The sequence below is a fragment of the Aeromonas sp. 97A genome, from assembly GCF_051919185.1.
In the GTDB taxonomy this organism is placed as follows: Bacteria; Pseudomonadota; Gammaproteobacteria; order Enterobacterales; family Aeromonadaceae; genus Aeromonas; species Aeromonas veronii.
Genome location: NZ_JBQBFF010000001.1, coordinates 3,140,013 through 3,160,156 on the forward strand (window position 1 = coordinate 3,140,013; position 20,144 = coordinate 3,160,156).

A 20,144-nucleotide genomic window follows, 5' to 3' on the forward strand; every position below is an offset into this window, starting at 1 on the left:
GAGGGCATTGCGCGAGCGGGAAAACTCAAAGCAGCGGGGCATTGTCTTGCAGGTACTCCTGCAGGATCGGATTGTCGATATCCCGCTGGTCAGCCAGTTGCCACAGATTGTCCCGCACGCCATTGGCTATTAGCCGGATCACCCCGGACTCGATAGCCGACATGACACACATCTGTACCGGTTCATTGGTGCTGAAACCGGCCTCGGCCTCCAGCAGGCGCTTGTACTCGACGAAACGGAATACCCCGGCCTGCACCTGTTGCGACAATACGGTCTTGGAGGTGGTGACACTGTTCAGGATCCGGCCTGAACGGATATCGACGGCGCGCAGATTGACCGTCACCTGATCGACCCGATACTCCCCGCTGGCGCCGATGCCAAAATACTTGGCCCCCGCCCCGCCGGTTCGTACATTGCTGTCATAGGCGACGATCCCCCCCTCGATCAGGATGTTGGCGGCAACTAGCGAGGGCAGTTGATTGGCATTGTTGCCGGGAACGTTGGGCTTGTTCTGGGCCGCCCGCACAATCTTGCGCTCGGTCAGCAGGTTCTGCAGCCCTTCCCGCTCCAGCGGCACAAACCATTGGGAATCCCACAAGGCCGTGCTCAGCATGGCCACCCCGCCCTGGGTGACCGCCGTGGAGAAGTTGGATGCCGGTGCTGGCAGGTACTGACCGGTCTGATCGCGAAAATCGTAGACGGCCGCGACAATTTTCCCTTTTGGCTTGGGCAGACTGATCAGCTCCTTGTAAGAGACGGATCGCGGCATCAGGGTTGCCTTCTCATCGGCAACGGGCGAGCCGATATGGGTCGCACAGCCAGCCAGCGCAAGCAGGGGCACTATCAATAACAGTTGTCGTTTCATCGCGCCCTCAGTCGGCAATCAGGCCATTCACTTCGATCATGGTGGTCTGGTTGGTCACCCGGTCGGTGATCGAAACCACCAGAGTGCCATCTTCATCCACCACATTGATGGCAAAATCATCGGTCACCAGACTGCCACTCTGGCTGCCATCCTTGCCGATATCGGCCAGCAGCTGGCTGATCAGGCGGGATTGCAGGTTGGAGGTCAGGCGATCCAGCGCCGAGGTGCCGCTGCTACCGCTGCCACTGGCGGGATCCTTGTAATCATTCTGCGCATTGGCGGTGCCAAGCAGATGACTGCTGTTGAGAGGGTTACCCCCAAAGCTGGGGTTGACGGGGCGATAGACAAGCTCCGACGCATGGAGCGCTGGCGCTATCAGTGCTGCAACTAGCCATAACCGGGCACGCATGAGAAATATCCTTATAGTTCATCATGTTCCAAATCGAAGGTATCCATGAACAGGGTCGCGATCTTCTGCTGTTCGAGGGTCTGCCTGACCTGTGACCAAGCCAGTTTGGCGCTCTGCTCCTGCTGATTGCGGCCGGGAGAGAGCGCGGTTTTAAAAATCACCTTCCGGTTATGGGTGATCCAGATCAGGCTGCCCCAGCGGGCTGTCGGGCGCTCATGAATCGTCAGATTTTCTCTGGCATCCGGGTCTTCATCACTGCGCAACCGGGTAAATTCGTTATAAAAGCCCTGACCGAAACGGGTAAAGGTGCGATCCAGTACCAGACCATCCACATCCAGCCGATCACTCTCCTGCTCCGGCTGCACCGACTCCAGCGGTGCATCGGCCTCGCCCGCCACAACGGTCGTGCAGCCCCAGAGCAGCGCGAGGCAACACGCCACAGAGAGCGCTTTCATCAGTGAGAGTCCGGAGCATCGAGATACTCTTTGGCCCAGCTCACCGCCTGGATCCGGTTCTTCACATTCAGCTTTTTAAAGACGTTATAGAGGTGGGATTTGACGGTGTGCTCGCTGACAAACAGGCTGTCGGCGATCTCGACATTGGAGGCGCCCGTCATCAGATAACGGATGATCTCCTGCTCTCTGGCGGTCAGCAGGGTGTCGTTACGCAGCAGATAACTGTTGCCCTGGCGATAGTATTCGACCAGCTCGCACAGCAGGTGGCGCGGCATCCAGTACTCGCCCAACAGGATTTTCTGCAACCCGGCAACCAGCCGGTCGAGCGGATCCTGACGGAAAAACAGACCGCAGATCTGCGGCCACATCAGCAACAGGTCGCGATCCGTCGCAGTGGGAGCATTGAGCAGCACGGTGGTCGCCATGCCAAAGCGTTCGGAGATCGCCCGGTTCCAGCCCAGTGACTGGCCAGAGCGGATATAGTCGAGATCGATGAGAAACAGCGTGCCGTCACACTGGTTATCTAGCTGATTAATCTCGTGGATTAGCTGGACGGGACGGCTCAAATGAGAGATGAGGTATGCAGCAAATGTGCTGGCCTGCACATTATTTTCAGTGACCAGTGCGATCGGGCATGCGGCTTTCATTGTGTGCTCTTCCTTGAACCTGTAAACCACCTAATCTGGCCGACTGAGTCTACCAAGGAGGTATGGGAGCACAATATTAAAAAAGTATGAGAATGGATCTCATAAATATCGTAACCATATGTTTTTAGTCGATTTAAAAACCTACGCCAATTCGCCAATCGGCCAGCATAACAGGAATATATGGCAGAAATGTGATGCCGGACGCGCCGGAAACAGCTGCAACCCGACCATCACTGCAGCAGGAGCCAACAGTTACCTTTGGCACATCAAGCAGGTTAAGGATGCTGCCAATCCGCTTCGCAACTGTTACTATGACCGTCACATGCGTCTGCGGGACATTGCGCCCCGCACACAGCAACTAATCAGGTATCTAGTCGTGTTGGACCAGGTTTCGACCTGGCCGGTAAATAAGGTGGAAGAGAGATTATGGCCAGTCGAGGCATCAATAAAGTCATTCTGATCGGTAACCTCGGGCAAGACCCGGAAGTACGCTACATGCCGAGTGGCGGTGCTGTGACCAACATTACTCTGGCTACCTCCGAAACCTGGCGCGACAAGCAGACCGGTGAGCAGAAAGAGCGTACCGAATGGCATCGCGTCGTCTTCATGGGCAAGTTGGCCGAAGTGGCTGGCGAGTACCTGAAGAAGGGCTCCCAAGTCTATGTGGAAGGCAAACTGCAGACCCGCAAATGGCAGGATCAGAGCGGCCAGGAGCGCTACACCACTGAAGTGCTGGTCGACAGCTTCACTGGCGTGATGCAGATGCTGGGTGGTCGTCCGCAAGGCGGTCAGGGTATGGGCCAGAACATGGGTGGCCAATCCCAGGGTAACTGGGGTCAGCCACAGCAGAGCATGCCCGCCCAGCAGCCGATGAATCAGCAGCGCCCGGCACCGGCTCCGCAGCAGAACATGCAGCCGCAAGGCGGTTATGGCCGTCCTGCCCAGCAGCCGCAATCTGCGCCGCCGGTATATAACGAGCCGCCGATGGATTTCGACGACGATATCCCGTTCTAGATCTTGTAAAAGATGAAAGTGTAAGAATAAATCACTTTCACCATCTTGAGTGCAAAGCAACCCAGCAGAAATGCTGGGTTTTTTTATTTTTGCATTTCACTTGCCATCGCGATTTTCAGCACTATAACTTTATGTATGAGGAAAATGTAAGATTAGGATGCACAGTGTACAAGCTAGATAGATTGATTTTTGCAAATGGTGAACGTTATCCAGTCTTAATGGGCAATGATGGTATGCCTCATTTTCTTGCAACCCTCTGGGTGACAACAAAACTTCGTAGCAGCTTGTCGGTGAATACCATTTCAAATCGCCTAGGTGCATTAAAGTGGTTTCTTCAATGGGAAGAAAATAAACACAGAGACCTGTTCTCTGAGTTTCAGAAAGGTAAGTTTCTTAGCGACACTGACATTGACAACATCAGAGAACATCTCAGTCATGATATTTCTCATTTCAAAGGCTTAGCTAAAAGCAAAAAAACCAGAGATAAGGTCATTGATTTATTTAACACCCCAAGACTAATCAGTGTCACCCCCACAGTGGGACGTAATAACATTTACAATCGTGTGACAGCTATTGCAAGTTATTTAGATTTCATTGCTAGAGTAGCTGTACAGAACTGTAATAGCACTAAACTACTCACAGAAATTAACAGTATGAATAAGCGCATACTGGATGTTCGCCCTAAAGGCAAAGGTAAGAATGTTGTAGACAAACTGGATGGTAAAGATTTGCCTGATGGATTAATTGAGGAATTTATGGCTGTGGCACAATTCGACCATCCAAAGAATCCATTCAAACATGCTTCGACAAAAAAACGAAATCATCTTATGTTTTTACTTTTAAAAGAACTAGGCATACGGAGAGGTGAGTTACTCTCACTATCTATTGAATCGAATTTTTTAATGCTTCACGGGCCAAATAAATTCATATGGGTAAAACGTCACCATGATGACATATATGATCCTCGCAAAAATCAGCCTGTAGCAAAAACGAAAGAAAGAATGTTGCGAATTAGAGATGAAACTGCGGCCCTCATTGATGACTACATCATAAATATACGAGCAAAGACTCCTAACGCGAACAAGCATCCATATTTGTTTGTTACACATAGGAAGGGAAAAACGCAAGGACTGCCAATCTCGACCAGTACATTTGATAGTATCATCGTGCCAACAATGAAATCTGTAGATGAGCGGTTCAAATCAATACACCCACATTATTTTAGGCATAACTGGAACCAGTGGTTCTCAGAAATAATTGACAAGAACAATGTTCTATCTAAAGACCCGAACAACAACCGTACGTTTATTTCACCTAGTGAAGAAGCAAAAAGCCGAATGCATCAAATGGGGCACACATCAGAAAGTTCTGCCAAACCATATGTTGAACGTCATATTCGCAAAAAAACAAACAAGCTCGTACTCGAAGAGCAAGAAGAACTACAGAGACAACTTATTGAATCTCAAAGAATAGAGGGTACAAATGAATAAATATGATTACATTGAGGAAGAAAATGACGATTTCCCATCAAGGTTTAGCTCAAAAAAATTAGTATCAAAAGATGGTTACAGCTTTGATTTTCACTCAGAGCGCTGGATGTTGAATAAAGATGTCAGCATTGCATTCATGCCGGATGTTTTATCTATGGAACCAAAACTGCTAGATGGATTTAAAAAAACACTAGCAACCTATGCTGAAGAACAATCAGCACACCATACATCCAATATGTATCTACGCTTCCAACGACTATTGCGAGACACTAGATTCAAAAAACTAGATGAGGATGTATTACTCAATTGGCGAGCAATGCTTGATAAAAGTCATGAATGGTACTTAGGTTCACTCCGTGGCTTTCTTGTTAGCTGGAATGAATATGGCTATTATGGTGTAACAACAGAGATGGTGAAAACACTAGAAATACTAACTCTATCAGGAAACAAGAAAGGAGTATCTGTTGCTAATCGTTGCCCTGAAACAGGTGCCTTTACTAACAATGAGGTACTTGCATTAAATCATGAACTTATTCGCTTATTCAGGGATAACTATATCTCATTTCAATGCTATGCATATGTGAGCTTATTGCAAGCTACAGCTAGACGCCCCACACAGTTACGACAAATAAAGGCTGCCGATTTATTTAAAGAACATGATCACAGTAAGAATGTGACAAATTTTTACCTCAATATACCGAGAGCAAAGCAGCGCGGTGGTGGGTTCCGTTTCTCTTTTAAAAAATTTCCAATTACGGAAGAGCTCTATCTAACGTTGCGTAATTTAATTAGAGATGAAACAAAGAAGTTTGAATCAAAATTCTCAATAAAATTGACTGCTTCTCAAGCAACAAAAATCCCATTATTTATTGATTGGGAAATGGTTTTTGAGTTAGCGGCGCAAAGAACATCATTGACTGATGAGTTATTAGAAACTGACATTTTCAATATGTCATCAATAGATCTAAGAAATCACCTGCTAAAAAATTTCCAAAGAAAACAAAAAGCTATTTCTGAAAGAACAGGAGACTATATTCATATAACGGCTCGGCGGTTTCGTCATACAAGAGGAACAAACCTTGGTCGAAAAGGTTTGGGGCCGTTGATCATAGCGGAGGCATTGGATCACAACGATACACAAAATGTTAAGGTCTATACAGAAAATACCGCAGATACCGTGACCTATATTGACAAGGCTATTGGTAAACAACTGGCTCCCTTTGCTAATGCATTCCTAGGTCGCATTATCGTTGACTTAGAGCAGGGTGAGCGAGGACATGACCTTGCTGCTCGCATACCAAACAAGGATAACGATATCGTAGGAGCATGCGGCACCAATGACTTTTGCATTAAGGGGTATGAAAGTTGTTACACTTGTGAAAAATTCAGACCATTATTAGATGCTCCTCACGAGAAATTCTTATCCCATCTATATGCGGAGAAAGAGGTAAGGTTGAAAACGACAAAAAGTGAAGAGTACGCGGCAACAAAAGATAGGCTAATTTTAGCAGTTGAATGGGTTGTGCAGAAATGCTTTGAACTGAAACAACAACGAGCATGAGGATAATCAGTGGACAGTAACATTTTTCATTTTAAGCCTGCGATAGAACTGAATTCAGAAGCGAACCTAGAAAAGTTCATTCAAAGTAGCAAAAACAAATTAACTGTTTTCGGTGAAGATTGCTGGGATCATAATTTATGGCACACTTTTCACAATACTCGCCGTGTTGTTGCCCGTTTCTCCACAAATTTAGAGCCATCAACTTCCTATAGTTTCTCTCCCCTAGGTGCACCATTTATTGATTTTGCAAAAGCATACATTCGCTACATTTACGCATTAAAACCCATAACAAATCTTCACAGACATTTCGAAGCTATTCGAATACTTGAAGAAGCATTGATTCAATCAAAACATAAAGCAGATATTCTGATGCTCGATGGCCTAGTTTTAGAAAGGCTAGGCGATATCTTTAATAGACGCATATCAAATCTGGCAGGTCGAAATAAAGCGGGCTATCAAATGGAGCTTCTTCTTAATTTCTGCCGTGACAATTTTATAACACCGAGTCTTCCTGGGTGGTCAAATCCATATCAAAAAGTAAAAGATTTAATTATTCAACTTGATGAGAATGGAAAAGAACATCGTAAAAATAAATTGCCCTCAGAAGAGGATATGATGTTATTTGCTAAGTTATTTCATGACGCGCCTTCATTAGGTATTGAAGCAGAATATTTTACTTCTGTAATAGCATTGCTCATGCAAGCGCCATCCCGATGCTCTGAGTTATTCTCATTGCCTATAGATTGTACTGTATGGGAGGAGAATCGCAGTGGAGAACTTAAACTTGGAATACGTTGGGTGCCTGCCAAAAATGGCAACGAAGGGATTAAATGGGTTCCTACTGTCATGCAAGATGTAGCTTTGGAAGCTATCGAACGATTGAAAAAAATTAGCATGCCTGCACGGGAGGCAGCGATGTATGCAGAAACGCATCCAGATAACAATGGGAGTATGGCGTATATCAGTAAATTGGTTAACTGGCCTTTTGTTGATAACGCAAAAAAAGTTAAGGCCTCAGAGGCTTTGTTACTATATAGAGACCGTGAGTTACATGCGGAACATGATGTTATTCAACACTCGTTTGTTTTACCTACGGTGAACATAATTAATGCAAGGATTTCTAGGTCTGAGGCCAGAAAAGGAGGCCTCCTTTGGAAGAAACATAACATATTACGAGAGGATGGCTCACAACCCGATATAACATCCCATCAAGCTAGGCATTGGCTAAGTACCAAAGCTGAACGGGGTGGGATGGATGAATTGACGCTTGCAAACTGGGCAGGGAGAGCAAGAGTTGCTGATAATGCCAGCTATGATCATCGCACAGAAGAAGAAAAGTCCAATGCAATTGCAGTTATTACTATCCCTGAAAATGCAAACACGTTGGACAAAATAAAATGTAACCTTCCAATTAGTTTCGAGGAAATCGGAAAGAACCTTACTGGTGCAGCGATAGTAACAGAGCTAGGCGTGTGTGAGCATGATTTTGCCATGATTCCATGTCAGCGAAACGGTGACTGTGAAACCTGCAAAGAATTGGTCTGTATCAAAGGCTTCCGTAGCTCATTGGAGCTGTTGAAAGTACGAGAAGTTCAAGTGGCAGCTCAACTCGAAAAAGCACAGCAAAGCCATAAAATGGGGGCCTTTGGTGCTGACCGCTGGGTTAGCTCACACGGTTGGCGACTTGCTCATATTAGAACAAAGATCCGGCTATTAGAGGATGAAAATGTTCTTGATGGCACCCCCATTCGTATTCCTGATGTATATGATCCATCGCCAGCCAAGGTTGTTCTTTTAGAGAAGGGACTTAATATTGAAGTTCAATCGCCTGACTCTATCGATTCTAAAGCTTTTAATATTATGGGTGATTTGTTATGCCTAAAATAGTTATCACAGAAAAAAATCTGCCTAATATACTAGGTCTAATTAATACTTGGGAAGGAAAGTTAACTTGGGACTTGCTCTGTAAAAAAGTTGCCATAATGATTGATGTTAAAGGTGGCGTCCAACGTCAATCATTATCCTCTTACAAAGATATTCAAGATGCATACTCGCGAAGAAAGACATTTTTAAAAGAACTTTTTTCTCAACCTGAGCCTACCAAAGAGCGTGATGTAACGCTTGAGTATCTTATAAAAAAGGTTGCTCTTTTAGAGAATGAATTGGCCAGATTAAATAGTTTGAATGATGCATACAAACAGCGTTTCATAGTATGGCAATATAATGCTTACATGCATGGTGTCAGAATGACATCAATTGATAACTTCCCAACAGATAGTGCCGATCTAAAAAAATTACAGGATATGCTTGGAAAGCCGCTTATAGAAGTTAAACGCCGAACAGGAGGTCAATGATGGGGAGCTGTGCGGAGAAAGCCAAGGAGTTCGTCAGGACGTTTGAGCTATGGACGGCAACACAAACTGACGAGAGCTACCGGCAGATAATTCACAGAGGCAATCTCAGCCGAGGTGAAATCGCCAAGGCCATTGGCTGTGGCCGCTCTGCCTTGGCCCAGAATCCTGAGCTGCGCAGACAATTACAACAATTAGAGGACGGTTTAAGAACACAAGGGGTGCTGCCACCGTTAACCGCTCAGGCCAAAGCCAGTTCCGATAACCCTAAGACTTATGACCCTACGGCTCATCGACGCCAACTCGATGCGAAACGTGTATCGACATTGGAGCAGGAAAACATTGAGCTGAAAGCGCAACTCAAAGAACTAAAAACCAAACTTGAGCGCTTTGGTGAGCTATCTGAGACATTGGCTGAAATGGGGATCTTGCCACGATGATCCAATCCCTGCATTCCGAGCAAATTCGTGTCACCAGTATCCCATATAGCTCATCCGGCTACGTGATCTTCTCTGGTATCCCACTCCATGGCGACACCAGCCAGATTAGGGACGGCAAATACTATGTGACCATTAAGGCGCGGCCTGACACCCTTCCGGCACAACCGTCACAGGGCCAGCAATGGACAGTCCATGGAAAGCCCCTCATTGAGAGGGTTGAGGTTGGTGACGTTGTTATGCGGCAACACACCTATGAATCACCTGAGCACGTAATATGCACCCTGCCAGAGACAGGTGAGCAGCTGATCCAGTTCATTGCCAAGGAGCCTGATTTCAAGGGAATTGGCCTCGGTAAAGCCAGGGCGTTATGGCAACTACTCGGTGAGCAATTTCACACCACCCTGCGCACCGACACACCAGAGTCCAGAGAGCGCCTCAAGGGTATTCTGAGTGATGTATCTATTAATGCCCTGTTCAACGGCTATGCAAAATACAAAAATCTGAGCCACTGCAATTGGATGGCAGAGTGTCGGATCCCCTCGTCCATTCAGCAGCGCCTATTGAAGTTCCATGGCGAAGGATCCGTTGAAGCAATCAAAGATAATCCCTACTTGTTGGTCGGCTTCGGAATGGAGTTTGAAGAAGTGGATACCCTTTCTCAAACGAAGTTTGAGGTAGAACTAAAAGATCCGAAGAGACTGAGTGCCGCCCTAGAGTTCGCCATCCACGCGGAAGTGGAAAAAGGCCACACCTACACCACGCAGGCCAGGCTTCGCCCCCTGCTGACCAAATTGCTTGGTGACGGCGAGTTGGCAGCACAAGCATTCAAGGCCGGTTACCACCAAGCCCAGTATGTGCTGAACCATGAAGCAGGCACCTATCACCCTACCGCACAATTGCTGATGGAGACTGTTGTTGCCAAGCGGCTGTTGAAACTTGCTAAACAGCAAAATCGTTACGACGAGTCCACCAATGCTGCGTTTCTCGCTGCGGTTAATGAGCTGCCCTATGAATTGACCGCGATGCAAAATGAAGCGGTGCTCACCGCGCTAGACAATGCGGTGAGTTGCATCACGGGGGGCGCAGGAACTGGCAAAACCACAGTGCTCAGAACTGCACTGCGGGCCTATGGCAAAATGGGCTTTGAGGTGCATGCTGTCGCCCTGTCTGGACGCGCTGCAATGCGCCTACATGAGTCGATAGGCTTTAAGACTATGACTATTGCCGCCTTATTGCGGCACGAGCCCATAGAGCCATCTGATGGGTCTCCCAATCATCTGTTAGTGATCGATGAAGCATCCATGATCGACCTGCCCACCATGTATCGGCTCACCAACCATCTGCACCCCGCCGTGCGGATCATATTCACGGGTGACCCAAACCAGCTACCTCCGATAGGATGTGGCAAGGTGCTAGCCGATATCGTTGCATCACAGGCCATTGCGAACGTGACCCTGGACATCGTTAAACGCCAGAAGGGAGCCACAGGCATTCCTGAATACTCTATGCAGGTCAATCAAGGTCTCATACCGGAGCACTTGAGCATGGGTAACGTCTATTTCCACGAAACATCCAAAGAGAGGATCGCCCAAGTCTGTGCCGAGTTATATCAGCAATCCCCCGAGAACAGCCGAGTGGTAGGTGCGACCACCGCTATGGTGGCGGAGATCAATAATCTTATTCAGGAGGCCGTCAACCCTGATGGTGCTCGGATGATATTTGAGATGTATGGCGAAACCTACCGCCGCAACGATTTGCGCCAAGGAGATGTGATCCTCTTCACTCAGAACAATTACGAGAAAGGCATTCAAAATGGCTCGCTCGGAACGCTAACTCGCGCTGTCGGGGCTGGAGATGACTACGGAGTGGTTGAACTGGACACAGGCGAGAGCGTGTATGTCACCCAATCCCTGCTGGACTGTATGAGGCTGGGCTACTGCATCACACTCCATAAAGCTCAGGGTTCGCAGTTCCCACGCATCATCATCGCGCTGCAAAAGGGGAGGATCGTTGACAGGGCCTGGCTCTATACCGCAATAACCAGGGCCGAGCATGAGGTCCATATCGTGGGCAGCACAGCTGAGTTTGCAGCCATCACCAAAGCGCCCAGCAATGCCCATAACCGGAACAGCTATCTGCGTGATCTGTTGAAGAAATGAGAGGAGATTGATTCCCTTGGGGAGCGACTACGGGTACAAGCGGAGATAAGCGGTGCGTCAACGCGCAGCGTTGTCCACGGCTTATTCCGTGCTCTTGCGTAGCAAGATGTGCCCGTAGCTGAGCGATCGGAAGGGCTAGAACCTTAAAAATCAATACCTTACAAGGCCTTGACATAGTACCACCAGAGTCTCTTTTGTACCAAGAACGAACTCCAACGTGAGTCATCAATTGACCTTCGCTGATTACGAGTTCAACAGCAAACGCCGCCAGACCCGTAAAGAAGTTTTCCTCTCTTGAATAGAGTAACTGCTTCCCTGGCCCTGGATGCTGGTCATCATTACGCCCATCTATCCCAAGGTCGGCAATGGCCGTCACCCCTAACCACTGATGCAAATCCAGCCATAAGAACCTTCTCTAAAAAGGCTGGGTGCAAAGTAAGTGGTCAAGTCAGTGTAATTACCCACGAAAGGCCTCTCGCAATTATGATAGGCATGGCCCCGTGGGCGCGGGCATCGGACAGACTCAGGAGCAGTAACATGAAGCATCAAACCCTCACCGTGGAAAATAGCCGCATTCGCGTCACCGTCAGCCGCGAGATAGCCGATAAATTCCTGCCAACCGGAGTTATCGGTCGCGATGAGTCCCCCGGTCAGGCGCAACGTGGTCGTCTGCTTTCTGCCGCGATGGGCAAATTAGCCAGCGCAACCGAATTACGCCTTCGGCTCACTAACGATATCGAGCGGGCTGATGTCATCGCGCTGGCCCATAAGCTCCTTGTCCGTGACTATCTGGAGGAACACAGTCACTACAACGTCAACGAGGTGATCATGCGCCTCGAAGAGGGTCACCTCATGCACAAATACATGGCCCAGGAGGTCACTCTCGCCAATGAGTACGCTCGCGGTGTCTTGAAGACTATTTCGCAAGACGACGCCCGCCTTTACGTAGCGCCAAAGGTAATGGCCGGGGTACTCTCCCCCCATGAACGCAGGCAACTGGAGACCCGCGTTGAACTCCTGCTAAACCGCATTGGCATCAATGCAACTGAGGCACTAGATAAAGCCCGTCACGCCTTGCAAGCGCAGGCCAACATCGCGCACCATTATCACATGTGTCGGGCCAATATGACGGGTTGGAAGATTGAGGTCATCGGGGAACTACCGGCTCAAGTGGGCCTATCTCGGTTGCTGCCAAAGGATGATTAATGGATCGCAATCCCAGACCCACCTACCAGCTCACCTCTATCCACCGAGTAGGGCGCCAGAATTTACGGTGCTGTACAGCATTGTTGCTCAAATTCTCTGCTGTACATCGCTCTTATTTATCGGGTGGATTACCCTACCTGGATGGAAAAACCTCAGTATAATCAATGCAACTACATATAATCCGCAGCCAATTATCCATACCCATCCATTCCACGTTTCGCGGGTTGCACTATACAAAAATGCAAAAACAAGTGGACCGATTACACCTGTCAGGTGGGTCAAACTGGTCAGCACCCCTTGTAATTGTCCCTGTGCTACCTGACCGACACGAACAGATATAATTCCCTGCAAGGCGGGAAGTGTGATGCCACCACAAGCTAGTAACAGCAAAACCGGCCAAACCATCCAGCTTTGTGTAATGACCGCCAATAAAAATAGGCCACAACCGTCAGCCAAAATGCCAACCGCTATAGCTTTCCGTTCTCCCAAATGTTTAGCGATAAAACCAGCAGCAAGTCCTTGAAACAGTGCGTGTGTCAGCCCGAACACAGCCAATGAAACACCGACCATTACGCCATCCCATGCGAAGCGCTCTTCTCCGAATAAAACCCATAATGTTGCGGGGATTTGGCCAATCAATTGAATGATGAAAAAGACAACTAACAATCCCGATAATGGGGAGATCATCTCGCGTATGGAGGATGTGGTTTCATTGATTGTTTCATTCTTTAACTCGTCACTAACCTGATTAGCATTATGGGTCTCATGTAAAATGAATAGGGAGACCAGAAATGCCAGCCCGTTAATAGCAGCAGCGAACATAAACGGTGCCTGTACCGAAAGTTGACCGGCAAAACCACCAATGACTGGTCCAGCAATCATACCGCCACCAAAACAGGCACCCATCATACCAAACCAATGTGTCCTGGATTCCTCAGGTGTGACATCGGCAATTGTTGAGGCTGCAACAGCTCCAGTCGCACCGGTAATACCAGCAATTAAGCGTCCCAAATACAACACCCACACTACGCTGGCTGTTGCCATTAATGCGTAGTCCAGTGTTGCACCTAAAAGTGAAAGTAACAATACAGGGCGACGACCTATGCGATCTGACCAGCGGCCGAGAAGAGGGGCAAAAATCACTTGCATCATTGCATACAGCGCCAATAAAACACCGTAGTTCTCTGCAACATTAGCCTTTCCAACAAACTCCCGTAATAACGCCGGCAAGACAGGCATAATTATGCCAATCCCCATAGCATCTAAAAAAATGATGACCAGTGCCATCATCACAGTGCGGTTCATAGTTAACGTTCTCTATCGATGATAGGGTTTGAAAAATAACTCTATCAGTGATAGATTGTCAACAGCAAAAGGAGATAGTGATGGCACGACTAAGCTTGGACGACGTAATTTCAATGGCGCTCACCCTGCTGGACAGCGAAGGGCTAGAGGGCTTGACTACGCGTAAGCTGGCGCAGTCCCTAAAAATTGAGCAACCGACTCTGTATTGGCACGTGCGCAACAAGCAGACTCTTATGAACATGCTTTCAGAGGCAATACTGGCGAAGCATCACACCCGTTCAGCACCGTTACCGACTGAGAGTTGGCAGCAGTTTCTCCAGGAAAATGCTCTGAGTTTCCGTAAAGCATTACTGGTCCATCGTGATGGAGCCCGATTGCATATAGGGACCTCTCCTACGCCCCCCCAGTTTGAACAAGCAGAGGCGCAACTACGCTGTCTATGCGATGCAGGGTTTTCGGTCGAGGAGGCTCTTTTCATTCTGCAATCTATCAGCCATTTTACGTTGGGTGCAGTATTAGAGGAGCAAGCAACAAACCAGATAGAAAATAATCATGTGATAGACGCTGCACCACCATTATTACAAGAGGCATTTAATATTCAGGCGAGAACCTCTGCTGAAATGGCCTTCCATTTCGGGCTGAAATCATTAATATTTGGATTTTCTGCACAGTTAGATGAAAAAAAGCATACACCCATTGAGGATGGTAATAAATGATGCTATCTATGTGTCAACTCTAATTTATAGTTATGGATAGTGTTTTCAAATATATACATGTATCGTCAGTATTTTATCTATTAAATATTAAACCACTTCTGGTTAATATCATGGGTGTCACCGTCCCTCGATAAAATGGCATTGAGTCTCCCACAACTAAGCCACCCATTCGGTTTAAGGTCTTAACGATGATATCTCTTGCATCCATATGGATTTCATCTACAGATTGTGCGAAAAGTTCGTGCAGTGAAAACCGAGCCAAGCTAGAACCTATTTGATACCCTCTGAAATTTTGCATTGTTGCAAATCGCCCCCAATGAGTTTCATCGCATTATTTCCAGGCTGCAACGGCACCAACAATTGTGGAGTTCATAATTGCACACCACCATTGTGGCGATTTTTCAGCTGGAATAGGGATCAATTCGTCAGGGATCCCCTGCTCTCCCTTGAACACGGGAATTTGCAAACGCAGTATGTCGTCCATATCTTCATGCGTTGCTTTCCTCAATACAAGATTCTGCATCGGGTCATCCTTATCGTTGAGCCGTAACAGCAGGTATTTTCATTAGTAGCTCAGCACAAAATGCACATAATTTGTTCAAATCAATAAGCCGCCTAGGAACACAGTATCTATTGGCCACCGCCTTCCGTTGGCGGCATCGCTTCTTGCGCTATGGCCGACTCAGGTATGCTTCTTTTCGATAAAACGCCTCTTTCATTTATACCTTTTAATTACATCATCACCAATTGACTTACCGCTCTAATTTTCCCATTCAACCGGTAGATTTTTTCTGATGCATTTTTATGCAAACAAGTAATTTTTTGCTTCTCTTGAGGTAGTTTTTCAAGTATCTCGCGGTAGGCTTGTAACTCATAACGAGTCAACAGAAGCTCTTCTTCCAGAGACCTCAACTCACTTGCTAGATCATAATTATCGCCTTTGATTGATGCTTGTAAACTGCCCAGAAGATCATCTGAAAAAATATAATGCCGATTATTTTTTGGCCCATTAGCTTTCACTGCATCCTGTTTTTTCAAGCTATATACATGGCGGTCAACCAAGCCTGATGCCTGATACACAGCCAAGTCATTGACCTCCATAGCCAATCGTATCAGCTCTTTCCTGCTTATTTTTAGACCAGTCATTTTGAGTAAAACTTGATAAAACTTGTTACTGATTTTGTAAACATTTTTATTCTGCATAAAATTTCCACAACCACAACACTTAGGATTGCTAAGTATACAGAGACAGGTGAAACTTAGACAATCTATACATATGAGAACTTTGTGATGAACAAACATTGTACAAAAACCCATTCCCAGAGAGACTCAAGCAGGCGCGTAAAAAAGCAGGTATATCCCAAAAGGAGCTTGGGGTAAGGGCCGGTATGGATGATAGTTCTGCTAGTGGTCGCATGAATCACTATGAGAGAGGTCGCCACGTTCCAGACATTGATACAATGCGAAAACTTGCCAATGTACTGGGAAAGCCGCTGAGTTATTTTTTTTGCGAAGATGATCTTAGTGCGGAATTGGTTTGTCTATTTGAGCAACTTGATGAGGATGAAAAGTTAGATCTTCTCTTTAAGCTACGTGAAAATAAACGGTGATACCGCTAAGTAAGATACCTGCTCATGTTGCGGATTGACCACCAGAAGTTTGCAACGCATTGATAGTGGTTTGTAGCTAGGAGAGGAGGTTAACTTTCATGGTTGTGCTCATGCCTTCACCACCGGGATCCCTTTGATACTGGTGGTATAGCGGGGGCTGAGTTGTTCGCGTTTCATCATCCATTCGCTGGTATCTCGGCCTCGGGATGCAAAGTAGACCTTTCCCAACCGCCCCTGGTTAATCCTATCGATCACCTGCATGAGTGCATCGCTACGGGGATCCTGCTGTTCGCTGCCGAATAGACCCCCTTGCTGCATGCCTTTCGGGGAGAAGTCCGCCAGCATGACGCCGCCCTTCATATAGCGAACATCATCCAACCAGATCCTGCTCAGCAGCGGCTCGATCTGGGCTAGCAACTCACGGGTGTCGGCTGTGGGTATCGGCAACAGCATGGAGATCTGGTTGGCATAATGTGTTTCCCGCTCCGCAAACGGGCTCGAACGAATGAATACTGTGACATGGCGGCAGCACATGCCCTCTGTCCTGAGTTTCTCAGCTGCCCGCTCCATGTAGCCAGCGAGAGCCTCCCGCATGGGGCCGAAGGCGGTGATGCGCTCCCCAAAGGATCGGCTGCAAATTATCTGTTGCTTGGCCTGTGCCAGTTGCTCCAGCTCGGCGCAGGGGATCCCGCACAGCTCCTGCACCGTGCGCTCGACAACGACCCCGTAACGGTGCCGAAGACTCTTAGCATCAGCCGCTACCAGATCAGCCACGGTGTTGATGCCCTGAGCTGACAGCTTGGTGGTGAGTTTGCGACCAATTCCCCAGACCTCGTCTACCGGGGTGATCGCCATCAGTTTGGCGCGGCGTGTTTCATCGCGCAGATCGACCACCCCTCCGGTGGCGGGCCATTTTTTTGCGGCATAGTTGGCGAGTTTGGCTAGGGTTTTAGTGGGGCCGATACCAACACCGACCGTCAGCCCTGTCCACTGCTGTACCCGCTCCCGGATCTGGCGTCCATATGCCACTAGGTCACCCGCCCAACTCTCACTCAGCTCAGCAAAAGCTTCGTCTGTTTACCGGGACGGGTGCGAACAGCTTTGCGAGAAGGTCACTCAGCAACTCGGTGCGTGGTTCTCTCTTTTGAGCTGGTAAGGCTCATGTGGTGAGGGTTCTGGTGAGGACAACCAAAAAGTGTAAGAATAAACAGGTATGAACACGCATTTTCATACCTTTTCTTACATATCTTTAAAAAGTGTCATTTTAAGGTGAGCAACCAGAAGTGTAAGAAAAGGTGTTATGCATTGAAATATATAGTAAAAAATTCATTGCCACTCACTCAGTCACTCACTCAGCAGCGATTTTTTACATGTATTACCATCCTAAGAACAGAATATTGAAAAGGCCCTGATAACTCAGGGTCTTTTTTTATGCACTCAGCCCCGAAAGGGATATGACGCTTTTTGGTTGCCTCCCCTACAGTGATGGATATTCTCCACAGGAGCGCCTTGTGAAAAGTGCAATGAAACTGCTCACCCCTATATTGCTAATGCTGACCAGCATGCTCTCCGGCCAGTTGCAGGCAAAGCCACTCAAGGTCGGGGTCAGCTTTGCCATCCCCCCTTATGTCATCGAAGGCGAGAATCGCGGCATCGAGCTGGATCTGCTGAAAGAGGCGTTCGCTGGCAGCGGCTATGAGCCCAGCTTTGAATTTCTGCCACTGGAGCGTACCTTCCGCCTGTTCGAGTCAGGAAAGCTGGATGCCATCATCAACGTCAGACCCGGTATGGTTGATCCTCACGTTCTGACCCAGCCCGTTATCACCTTCCATAACCGGATCTTCACCCTGCGCAGCACCCACATCAGTACTCTGGACGACCTGCATTCAAAACGGGTCACCGCTTTTCAACGGGCAAGGATCATTCTGGGGGGCGCGTTCGCCACCATGGCCAACCAGAATCCCCACTATGAGGAGGTAGCCAAGCAGCAGGTGCAGGTACATCAGCTAATGCGCGGCAGGGTAGATGCAGTCGTACTGGAGGAGCGGGTGTTCTACTACTACCTCGACCAGCTGATTGCCACCGCTCAGGCAGGCGAGCACTACGAGCGCAATCAGGTCAGGCAAGCAGACCTCTTCCCGCCCACCGTCTATCACTTTGCCTTCCGAACGGCCGATGCCCGCAATCTGTTTGATAAGCGCCTTGAGGCGATGCGTCAGGATGGTCGTTATCACCAGATTTTCGCGGCTTACGGCGCCACGCCGTGAGCCACAAACATAAAAGCCAGCCGGTAAGGGCTGGCTTTGTACTGGCTCCGAAGGAACAGCAGTAGGGGAGCGTTACTTCATTGCGCTGCCGTTTTTCAGTTCTGCTTTCTGACGTTTGGCTTCGCGTTTCTCTTTCAGTGACATCTGCGGTTTTTTCTTGGCATCTTTGCCGTTGTGATGTTCTTTGTTACTCATCATCAAACTCCAAAAATGTTACCCAGACAGTTGGTTCCCAGAGGGAGCCAGCATGCCATCCGAATCATCAACTTCAGTACGCTTGGTGGGATGGTGCAAGACCATCACCAGACCCAGCATACCCTCCAGCGGCATCCGGATCCAGCCTCATTCTCGTCCAAAAAATGCCGGTCTCCGTCCCCTGAGCGCAGAGGCCAAACAACCTCGACAGGAAAGACCAAAAAAGAGTAATTCGCATTATTAAATGTTGTCACGCTTATATTAAGTCATCGTTACCTAGATATTTTCACGGATAAATATAAATCCCTCTCATTATTTATTGCCGTTCAAGCGGCCACCATTTTAATAAGCATTCGCAATATCATCAGAAACATCAGGTTACAACACCGAATAGGTTATTTCCGGTCAGCCGGATATAATGCGCGCCGCACCGAAATATCCGTTTTTATTCAGGAAGCTGTACATGAACAGAAAAACCAGAGCCGCCATGGTGTCGGTCTGCTCCAATATCAGTCTGATCATCATGAAAATGGTAGCCGGGTTCGCCAGCGGCTCGGTCAGTATCATCTCGGAGGCGATCCACTCCGCCATGGATCTGGTGGCGGCCCTGATCGCCCTGTTCGCGGTGAAAAAGTCCGATCTCCCGCCCGATGAGAGCCACCCCTATGGTCACGACAAGATTGAAAATGTCTCCGGTGTCATCGAAGCACTGCTTATCTTGCTGGCCGCAGGCTGGATCATCTTCGAAGCCGTCGACAAGCTGCTCACCCCCAGCCCGATTGAAAGCATAGGCTGGGGCGTGCTGGTGATGGTGATCTCGGCGCTGGTCAACAGCGGCGTCTCTGCCTACCTCTACAAGGTGGCCCGGGAAGAAGAGTCAGTTGCATTGGCGGCAGATGCGCTCCATCTCAAGGCGGACGTGCTCACCTCCGCCGGGGTCGCAGTTGGTCTTGGCGGGATCTGGCTGGCCGGTCTGTTCGGCCATTCACTCGCCATCCTCGACCCGCTGGTCGCCATTGCGGTCGCCATCTTTATTGTCAGAGAGGCGATCAGCATGCTCAACGAGGCCTTCCAGCCGCTGATCGACCAGAGCATGAGCCCGGAAGAGCTGGCGATGACCAGCCGCATCATCACCGAATGCTGCCCTGCCGCCAGCGGTTTTCACGATCTGCGCAGCCGTCGTGCCGGACGCCGCCGCCATATCGACTTCCACCTCACCCTGCCCCCGGAGATGAGCATCGGCGAAGCCCACGATATCTGTGATCGCATCGAGCACGCCATCATGGCGCAGTTGCCCCACGCCATCGTGCTGATCCACGTCGAGCCGGAGGAGCAAGAGCTGCCCTCACCGCTCGCCATAAATTGAAATGTGGCAAACAGGCGGGAAAGTGGCAGCGAAATAACGGAAAGTTGGCACAAACCCGCATTTTTACTGCCGAAAAGCCGATTGCATA

At 48.5% G+C, this 20,144-nt stretch carries 21 protein-coding genes and 2 pseudogenes; 13 read left to right on the forward strand and 10 right to left on the reverse strand.

All coding sequences use genetic code 11. The features are described 5' to 3' along the window. Nucleotides 1–25: 25 nt before the first annotated feature. The 4 genes from ACTG27_RS14155 to ACTG27_RS14170 are packed head-to-tail and all read right to left on the reverse strand — an operon-like array spanning nt 26 to nt 2,376. On the reverse strand, nt 26–865 hold the full coding sequence (locus ACTG27_RS14155; protein ID WP_005355003.1) for a CsgG/HfaB family protein: 840 nt from the start codon (nt 863–865) through the stop codon (nt 26–28). 7 nt (nt 866–872) lie between these two features. Beyond that, the gene (locus tag ACTG27_RS14160) at nt 873–1,274 is read right to left on the reverse strand and encodes a curli assembly protein CsgF (protein WP_042063493.1); all 402 of its coding nucleotides are present in this window, start codon (nt 1,272–1,274) and stop codon (nt 873–875) included. Nucleotides 1,275–1,285: 11 nt separating this feature from the next. Then, nucleotides 1,286–1,729: a curli production assembly/transport protein CsgE gene (locus ACTG27_RS14165; RefSeq protein WP_127008717.1), complete on the reverse strand. Its 444-nt coding sequence runs from the start codon at nt 1,727–1,729 to the stop codon at nt 1,286–1,288. After that, complete coding sequence (locus ACTG27_RS14170; protein ID WP_042080923.1) at nt 1,729–2,376, reverse strand: LuxR C-terminal-related transcriptional regulator; 648 nt, start codon at nt 2,374–2,376, stop codon at nt 1,729–1,731. Before ACTG27_RS14170 ends, ACTG27_RS14165 begins: the two co-directional genes overlap by 1 nt. A gap of 426 nt (nt 2,377–2,802) precedes the next feature. Here ACTG27_RS14170 and ACTG27_RS14175 point away from each other — a divergent pair, with 426 nt between their 5' ends. From ACTG27_RS14175 to ACTG27_RS14215, 9 genes and pseudogenes are all read left to right on the forward strand, one after another. Beyond that, a complete protein-coding gene (locus ACTG27_RS14175) occupies nt 2,803–3,390 on the forward strand; it encodes a single-stranded DNA-binding protein (RefSeq protein ID WP_005340181.1) in 588 nt (195 codons plus the stop codon). A gap of 164 nt (nt 3,391–3,554) precedes the next feature. After that, nucleotides 3,555–4,880 carry a site-specific integrase gene (locus tag ACTG27_RS14180; RefSeq protein WP_201937467.1) on the forward strand — a complete coding sequence of 442 codons (1,326 nt, stop codon included), beginning with the start codon at nt 3,555–3,557 and terminating at the stop codon, nt 4,878–4,880. Beyond that, nucleotides 4,873–6,441, forward strand: a complete 1,569-nt coding sequence (locus tag ACTG27_RS14185; protein ID WP_174218922.1) for a site-specific integrase — start codon at nt 4,873–4,875, stop codon at nt 6,439–6,441. Before ACTG27_RS14180 ends, ACTG27_RS14185 begins: the two co-directional genes overlap by 8 nt. A 9-nt stretch (nt 6,442–6,450) precedes the next feature. Continuing rightward, nucleotides 6,451–8,328 carry an integrase gene (locus ACTG27_RS14190; protein WP_034524358.1) on the forward strand — a complete coding sequence of 626 codons (1,878 nt, stop codon included), beginning with the start codon at nt 6,451–6,453 and terminating at the stop codon, nt 8,326–8,328. After that, nucleotides 8,316–8,795, forward strand: coding sequence for a hypothetical protein (locus tag ACTG27_RS14195; RefSeq protein WP_021140823.1), 480 nt, complete (start codon nt 8,316–8,318; stop codon nt 8,793–8,795). Before ACTG27_RS14190 ends, ACTG27_RS14195 begins: the two co-directional genes overlap by 13 nt. Then, nucleotides 8,792–9,232: a VPA1267 family protein gene (locus ACTG27_RS14200; protein ID WP_017780892.1), complete on the forward strand. Its 441-nt coding sequence runs from the start codon at nt 8,792–8,794 to the stop codon at nt 9,230–9,232. The genes ACTG27_RS14195 and ACTG27_RS14200 overlap by 4 nt, the downstream gene beginning before the upstream one ends. Beyond that, nucleotides 9,229–11,391, forward strand: coding sequence for an AAA family ATPase (locus ACTG27_RS14205; protein ID WP_069785361.1), 2,163 nt, complete (start codon nt 9,229–9,231; stop codon nt 11,389–11,391). Before ACTG27_RS14200 ends, ACTG27_RS14205 begins: the two co-directional genes overlap by 4 nt. A gap of 217 nt (nt 11,392–11,608) precedes the next feature. After that, a pseudogene (locus ACTG27_RS14210) lies at nt 11,609–11,770 on the forward strand (IS5/IS1182 family transposase); the annotation flags it as partial. Nucleotides 11,771–11,928: 158 nt separating this feature from the next. Then, a complete protein-coding gene (locus ACTG27_RS14215; protein WP_017780890.1) occupies nt 11,929–12,597 on the forward strand; it encodes a hypothetical protein in 669 nt (222 codons plus the stop codon). 87 nt (nt 12,598–12,684) lie between these two features. On the opposite strand, the gene tet(E) is transcribed toward ACTG27_RS14215, so the two are convergent. Further along, nucleotides 12,685–13,902, reverse strand: a complete 1,218-nt coding sequence (tet(E), locus tag ACTG27_RS14220) for a tetracycline efflux MFS transporter Tet(E) (protein WP_017780889.1) — start codon at nt 13,900–13,902, stop codon at nt 12,685–12,687. An 80-nt stretch (nt 13,903–13,982) separates the two neighbouring features. Between tet(E) and tetR the strand changes: the two genes are divergently transcribed. Next, nucleotides 13,983–14,618: a tetracycline resistance transcriptional repressor TetR gene (gene tetR / locus ACTG27_RS14225; RefSeq protein ID WP_017780888.1), complete on the forward strand. Its 636-nt coding sequence runs from the start codon at nt 13,983–13,985 to the stop codon at nt 14,616–14,618. 331 nt (nt 14,619–14,949) lie between these two features. On the opposite strand, the gene ACTG27_RS14230 is transcribed toward tetR, so the two are convergent. Then, the gene (locus ACTG27_RS14230) at nt 14,950–15,141 is read right to left on the reverse strand and encodes a hypothetical protein (RefSeq protein ID WP_017780887.1); all 192 of its coding nucleotides are present in this window, start codon (nt 15,139–15,141) and stop codon (nt 14,950–14,952) included. Between the two features lie 209 nt (nt 15,142–15,350). Continuing rightward, the gene (locus ACTG27_RS14235) at nt 15,351–15,821 is read right to left on the reverse strand and encodes a hypothetical protein (protein ID WP_017780886.1); all 471 of its coding nucleotides are present in this window, start codon (nt 15,819–15,821) and stop codon (nt 15,351–15,353) included. Nucleotides 15,822–15,919: 98 nt separating this feature from the next. Here ACTG27_RS14235 and ACTG27_RS14240 point away from each other — a divergent pair, with 98 nt between their 5' ends. Next, entirely contained in the window at nt 15,920–16,228 is a 309-nt protein-coding gene (locus ACTG27_RS14240) for a helix-turn-helix domain-containing protein (RefSeq protein ID WP_047440196.1), read from the forward strand. 108 nt (nt 16,229–16,336) lie between these two features. Here ACTG27_RS14240 and ACTG27_RS14245 read toward each other — a convergent pair whose 3' ends face one another. Further along, nucleotides 16,337–17,083, reverse strand: coding sequence for a DinB/UmuC family translesion DNA polymerase (locus ACTG27_RS14245; protein ID WP_113725460.1), 747 nt, complete (start codon nt 17,081–17,083; stop codon nt 16,337–16,339). A gap of 84 nt (nt 17,084–17,167) precedes the next feature. Further along, nucleotides 17,168–17,290 (reverse strand): annotated as a pseudogene (locus ACTG27_RS14250) (Y-family DNA polymerase); the annotation flags it as partial. Nucleotides 17,291–17,751: 461 nt separating this feature from the next. Here ACTG27_RS14250 and ACTG27_RS14255 point away from each other — a divergent pair. Further along, nucleotides 17,752–18,495: a substrate-binding periplasmic protein gene (locus ACTG27_RS14255; protein ID WP_429107203.1), complete on the forward strand. Its 744-nt coding sequence runs from the start codon at nt 17,752–17,754 to the stop codon at nt 18,493–18,495. Nucleotides 18,496–18,567: 72 nt separating this feature from the next. Here ACTG27_RS14255 and ACTG27_RS14260 read toward each other — a convergent pair whose 3' ends face one another. Then, a complete protein-coding gene (locus tag ACTG27_RS14260) occupies nt 18,568–18,693 on the reverse strand; it encodes a hypothetical protein (protein WP_019445191.1) in 126 nt (41 codons plus the stop codon). 460 nt (nt 18,694–19,153) lie between these two features. On the opposite strand from ACTG27_RS14260, the gene ACTG27_RS14265 reads away from it, so the two are divergent. Next, nucleotides 19,154–20,056, forward strand: coding sequence for a cation diffusion facilitator family transporter (locus ACTG27_RS14265; RefSeq protein WP_323931006.1), 903 nt, complete (start codon nt 19,154–19,156; stop codon nt 20,054–20,056). Nucleotides 20,057–20,144 lie beyond the last annotated feature (88 nt).